Below are 5,977 nucleotides of genomic sequence, written 5' to 3'. Positions count from 1 at the left end.
ACCGCGTCGTAGTGCTCGCGCAGGTCCTGCAGCGACAGGTCGGTGCCGATGTTCACGTTGGCCAGGACGCGGATGTCGCCGCGGCCCAGGACGTTCGCGAGTGCCACGATGATCTGCTTGATGCGCGGGTGGTCGGGGGCCACGCCGTAGCGCACCAGACCGAACGGCGCCGGCAGGCGCTCGATGATGTCGATCGAGACGTCGAGGTCGGTCTTGGACAGGATGTCGGCGGCGTAGGTGCCGGCGGGGCCGGCGCCGACGATCGCGACGCGGAGCGGACGTTCGGTGGTCACGGTGGGTTCCTCGGGGGGTGCTGGGCGGGGTGCTGGGACGGGCCACGGCGAGGCCGCGGCCGTTCCAGGCGAACGGCACCAGAGTATAGACACGGCGTCCGGCCGTGTGGCCAACCGCGGCGCAGGGATACCCTCGGGGGCATCACACCTGGTAGACGCCCCGGGGGGTATGGGCAGGGCGGGACGATGCGCGTAACGGTCAGGCGTGCTGCGCCGCCTCGGCCTGGTCGAGCCCGGCGTGGCCGGCCAGCGACACCGTGAGGCCCACCGTGAGCTCGGTGAGGTTGTCTCCCGCCGCTGCCCGCGCGTCGACCATCTCGCCGTAGAGGCGCAGGGTGCGCGTCGAGTACGTGCACAGTTCGCCACGCAGGTACGTCTCGAAGGAGGTGTCGACCAGCGTGTCCTCCGCCGTGGTCAGCACCCGCATGGCGTCACCGAGGCGCGGGTAGCGGTCACGGAATTCGCGCGCCCACGCCACCTGGGCGGCCACGATCCGCTCCTGCAGCGCGAGCCTCGCCGAGGCGAGCGGCGGCAGGGTGGGTGCGATCTCCCGCGCGAAGCGCTCGGGTTCCGTGGATCGCATCATGCGGGCGTACTTCTCCGTGAGGAGGTTGCGGCCCGTGGCGTCGGCGGCGTCGAGGTCCTCCGCGTAGCTGTCGAGCAGCGGCGCCGGCCATGTGAGGAACTGGCTCAGCCGCATCGCGTGGAAGGTGGGCCAGTCGTCCTGGCACGCGGCGCGCCCGCCCTCGCTCGAGACGCGCTGGAACTGCGCGAACTCGTGCCGCACGATCGCCTCCGCGCGGTCGAGCCGGGCGCCATCGTGCCCGCCCGTCGGCTTCCCCGGCCCCGATGCCGTCGCCATCACAGGCCCCGCAGCCACTCGTCGCGAATGCGCGCCTGCACGTGGTCGCGCTGGTGCTCGAGGAACGGATCGGCGGACCGGGTCAGCCCCTGCGTGCGCAGCTCCTGGACGAACGCCGCGCATACGCCCTCGATCGCCGCCTCGAGCCGCGCACGCGCCGGGGCCGCACCCTTCCCGCCCTCTCCGAACCCAGCGCCGCCGAAGCATGCCGCCGAGGCGTGCCGGAGGACGTCGGAGAGTCCCTCGTGGACGTCGGGCAGCCGGGACGCGGGACGCCCGCTCACCTCACGGAGCGCGGAGAACTGCCACTTGTAGTAGGGCAGATACCCCACGGCCGTGGGTCCGTTGAGGAGGAACACCAACGAGGCCGCGGCGCGGGTGAACTCGGCGACCGCCAGCCACGCGGCCTCGCCGTCGCCGCGGTCGAGCATGCGGGGCACGTTGTACTGGCCCGACTGGGACGCCATCCCGAGCCGCCGCGCGACCAGGGCGAGCCGCACGTCGTCGGGCAGGCGGCGGAAGCCGTTGCGGACCGCGCTGAAGGCGCCGTGCGGGTCCGCGAACACCGCGCCGTTGGTGGCCGCGGCGAGAGTCGGCTCGTCGAGAAGCAGCCAGGCGTGCGGGGCATCGGCCGCCGGGGCCGTCCGGTGTCCGGTGAGCGACTCGAAGAATTCGCCGATCTCGAACACCCCGACGCGCCTGCCTGCTCCCCGGGCGCGGGCGGTCTCGACGCGAGCGCCCACTCCCATGAAGGTCGAGGGGAGCGCGTCGTAGTCGGCCTGGAGCGCCGCGCCGTGCTCGGCGTGGTCGGCGGCGGTGAGCCACAGGCAGAACCCGGGCCCGAAGTCGTGATCGCGCGAGAGGGCGTCGTCGAACCCATAGCACTCGGACCCGTGCCCCACCAGGCCCACGGCCGTGCGGGGCAGCAGCCCCGCATGACGCGACTCCATCATCGGCCGCCCCACCTCCTCCCAGTAGGCGCGGGCCAGCTGGAGGCCGGAGAGGCCGTCGCCGGGCGACGAGGCCCGGGGGGACGATGCGGCGGCAACCGTGGCGACCACCGGCGACAGCGAGGGTGAAGTCGCGTCGATCCCCGCAAGCGCCTCGCGGGCCATCGTGAGGTTCGCGGCGGTCACGTCGTAGGCCTCCGAGCGGCGCCCGTAGGCCCGTTCGATGATGGCGAGCGACCGCTCGTACGCATCCACGGCGTCCGCCAGGCGGCCCATCGTGAAGCTCACCTGGGCGTGGCCGGCGAGTGCGGCCGCGAAGTGCGACTGGTCCTGGTGCGCACCACGGCGGTAGATCTCCATGGACGCCTCGGCATGGTCCCGTGCCTGCTCCTCCAACCCGAGGCCGAAGCACACCAGCGCGAGGTTGGTGCGCGTGGTCGCGACGTCCAGGTCGGTGTCGGGGTCGACCGACGAGGCGGTGAGGATCGCCAGCGCCGCCTCGAGCTCACTCCGCGCGGCGGCGTGGTCGCCGGCGTCGCTCTGCAGCAGGGAGAGGTTGTTGTGCAGCGCGGCCAGGCGGCGGTCGTGCGGCCCGAAGACGCCCCGCGAAGCGGCGAGAGCGTCCTGGTAGAGCGCCAGCGCATCGTCACTGCGGCCCGCGGCGCGCAGCGCGGTGGCGGCGTTGATGAGCGTGGTGACGTGAGCCTCGGATCCCGTCAGCCCCAGCGGGTCGATCAGCGCGAGCGCGCCCTCCGCGGCCTCGACCGAGCGCTCGTGGCGGCTCACGGAGCGATAGAAGCCCATCGCCTCGTTGAGCACGGTGAGCTCGGCGGCGGGGTCGGCGGCGGCGCGCACGTCCGCCAGCGCCGCGGTGATCACCTCTTCCGCCGCGTCGGGTCCCGCCTGCGCCGCGAACACCGCGTCGAGCGCACCCAGGAACGCCCTCACGTCGTAGCGGGCGCGCCCGGCTGCGGGAGTGGTCATCGCGGCGCTCCCTCCCCTCGGTTCGGCGACACGAGCACGGGCCTGCCCCGCGCCTCGCGTCTACGGTCGCACGAGCCGGTCTCGCAGAACCGGGACCATGCGCCCCCGCCTCGCGCGGAGCACGGATCGGCCCGTCCGATTTCCCTCGTCGAGGCGAAAGTGACACCCTGGAGGTGTGGCCCTTGTCGAGCCGATTCCGTCGGCACGCACGCTCACGGCGCTGGAGCCAGAGCCCGGCCATGCCGCGCTCGCCACGCCGACGCTCCTGCCTGCGCTCGACTACCTGGCGGACCTCATCGACCGCGTGCATCACGCCCACCAGCGAGTCCGTCTCACCACGCTGACGCTCTCCGAGGGATTCCTCACGGGCGCCCTTGTCGACGCCCTGGTGGAGGCGGCCCGCCGTGGAGTCGACGTCTGCGTCCAGGCGGACACCTTCACGTACCGGGACTCGGCGGCGGCGCTGCTGCCCTCCCGCACGCCCACCCGCGGACGGATCGCGGCGCAGACCCTCGCCTGGCGGATCCGCGCCGCGGGCGGCACGTTCACGTGGCTGGGCCACGAACGCGGATCGCTGTTCAAGGGACGGACGCACACCAAGCTCACGGTGGTGGACGATGCGGTGTACGCGTTCGGCGGCGTCAACCTCGACGATCGCGGCGTGACCAACGTGGACTTCATGCTGCGGTTCGACGACGCGGCGCTGGCCGAGGCGCTGGCCACCGTCCACGAGGACATCCGCTCGGTCAACACCTCGCGCCGCCCCGAGTCCATCGCCGTGCCCCACCTCCACGGCGAGGTGCTGATCGACCGTGGGGGCGCCGGGGACTCGATCATCTACCGCCGGGCGCTCGAGCTGGTCGAGCAGGCCGAGGAGGTGACGCTGGTGTCTCAGTACTGCCCCACCGGCGAGCTGGGCCGCGCGGTCAAGGCACGCCCGCACCGCATGTTCTTCAATCGCCCCGGGCAGGCGTCGCTGCTCAACAAGGCGCTGATCGCCACCTCGATGCTCGCGACGCGCACCTCGACGTCGTACGCGCACCCGGACTACCTGCACGCGAAGGTGATCCTTGCGCGCATGCCCGACGGCACGCGCACGGCGATCACCGGCTCCCACAACTTCGTGTGGCGCGGGGTCGAGTACGGCACCCGCGAGATCGCGCTGCTCACCCACCACGAGGAAAGCGTGGACGCCATCGAGCGCTTCGTGGACTCCGAGGTGCATCGGCGCGGCTCAGCCACCTGACGCCGCGCACACCCCCCGGGGCATACTGCCTGGTAGCCGCCCTCCCTGGTAGCCGCCACATCGTCCCGTCGCGCCTGGCCAAAGCGCCCGTGGATGTGTCATCATTCCCGCCATGGCTACCCGGACGATGCGTGCACCGATGTGCTGCGTTCGCTGTGCCATGTGTCTGCAGGCCTGAGTCGCCCACGGATAGCAGTCCCCCATCCATCCGGGCGCTCGGCCAGACGAGCGCGATCTCGCCCTGCCGCAGCACCCACCGACATGCTTCAGGAGAACCGGTGCCCACCACGGAGCCCACCGCCACGCCGCAGGCGCTCACGGACGCGGACGAGCGCCGCCGCCACCGCGAGGAGGCGCGCCTCATCCGCACCCGTGAGGCCGCCGCGCGCAAGAACACCGCGGCCAAGGACGGCCAGTGGGCCTCCGGCGACCGCACGCCGCTGAACCCCAACGAGGAGTTCAAGTCCACGGCCGACCCGCTCGCGGTGCGCGGCCGGATCGAGAACCTGTACTCCAAGTGGGGCTTCTGGTCGATTCCGCCGTCCGACCTGCGCGGCCGCTTCCGCTGGTGGGGCCTCTACACGCAGCGCCGCCCGGGGATCGACGGCGGCAAGACCGCGATCCTCGAGCCGCACCAGCTGGACGATGAGTACTTCATGCTCCGCGTGCGCTCCGACGGCGGGCAGCTGTCCGTGGCGCAGGCACGGGAGATCGCCGCGATCTCGCAGGAGTTCGGGCGCGACACCGCCGACGTCTCGGATCGCCAGAACATCCAGCTCCACTGGATCCGGGTCGAGGACGTGCCGGAGATCTTCCGCCGCATCGAGGGGGTGGGCCTGTTCACCACCGAGGCGTGCGGCGACAGCCCCCGCGTGATCCTGGGATCCCCCGTCGCCGGCGTGGCGAAGGACGAGCTGCTGGACCCCACGCCGCAGATCCAGGCGATCATCGAGCGCGGCATCGGCAGCGCGGAGTTCTCGAACCTGCCCCGCAAATTCAAGTCCGCGATCTCCGGCACCCGCATCCCGGACATCGTCCACGAGGTCCAGGACATCGCGTTCGTGGCCGTCGAGCACCCCGAGCTGGGCGTGGGCTACGACCTCTGGGTGGGCGGCGGACTCAGCATCAACCCGCACCTGGGCGTCCGGCTGGGCGCGTTCGTCGAGCCCGCCAAGGTCGCCGAGGTGTGGGCCGGCGTGATCGGCATCTTCCGCGACCACGGCTACCGCCGCCTGCGCACCCGCGCGCGCCTCAAGTTCCTGGTCAAGGCCTGGGGAGCGGAGAAGTTCCGCCAGGTTCTCCAGGATGACTACCTGGGCTGGGCGCTGCCCGACGGCCCGGGGCCGGAGGTGGCGAAGCCCGGCGACCGCGGCGACCACGTGGGCATCCACGAGCAGAAGGACGGCCGCTGGTACGTGGGTGCCGCCCCCATCGCGGGCCGCATCTCGGGCGAGAAGCTGGCGCGCATCGCGGACATCGCCGCCGCGGCCGGCTCGGACCGCATCCGCCTCACCCCGTTGCAGAAGATCCTCATCCTCGACGTCCCCGAGGACCGCGTGAGCGACGTGGTCAACGGCCTGCGCGCCCTCGAGCTCGAAGCGCAGCCCGGCGAGTTCCAGCGCAACGTCATGGCGTGCACCGG

The 5,977-nt window shown here is 72.3% G+C and carries 5 protein-coding genes; 2 read left to right on the top strand and 3 right to left on the bottom strand.

Annotation, left to right across the window (positions count from 1 at the left end; genetic code table 11):
- The 3 genes from Q0L54_RS09890 to Q0L54_RS09880 form a co-directional block, all read right to left on the bottom strand.
- Window positions 1–293 (bottom strand): NAD(P)-binding protein (locus Q0L54_RS09890; protein WP_296667706.1); only part of this gene is annotated, 293 nt, incomplete at its 3' end.
- A 199-nt stretch (window positions 294–492) separates the two neighbouring features.
- Window positions 493–1,155, bottom strand: coding sequence for a DUF4125 family protein (locus Q0L54_RS09885; RefSeq protein ID WP_296667704.1), 663 nt, complete (start codon window positions 1,153–1,155; stop codon window positions 493–495).
- A complete protein-coding gene (locus tag Q0L54_RS09880) occupies window positions 1,155–3,089 on the bottom strand; it encodes a DUF4037 domain-containing protein (protein WP_296667702.1) in 1,935 nt (644 codons plus the stop codon). Before Q0L54_RS09880 ends, Q0L54_RS09885 begins: the two co-directional genes overlap by 1 nt.
- 175 nt (window positions 3,090–3,264) lie before the next feature.
- On the opposite strand from Q0L54_RS09880, the gene Q0L54_RS09875 reads away from it, so the two are divergent.
- Window positions 3,265–4,335 (top strand): phosphatidylserine/phosphatidylglycerophosphate/cardiolipin synthase family protein, encoded by a 1,071-nt coding sequence (locus tag Q0L54_RS09875; RefSeq protein ID WP_296667701.1) that lies wholly within the window; start codon window positions 3,265–3,267, stop codon window positions 4,333–4,335.
- Window positions 4,336–4,613: 278 nt separating this feature from the next.
- On the top strand, window positions 4,614–5,977 hold a 1,364-nt coding region (locus Q0L54_RS09870), incomplete at its 3' end, for a nitrite/sulfite reductase (RefSeq protein ID WP_296667699.1).

Origin of the sequence: Demequina sp., assembly GCF_024642165.1 — a bacterium.
Taxonomy (GTDB): Bacteria; Actinomycetota; Actinomycetes; order Actinomycetales; family Demequinaceae; genus Demequina.
Note: the sequence above shows the minus strand (reverse complement) of the source record. Positions and strands in the feature narration are given on the sequence as shown.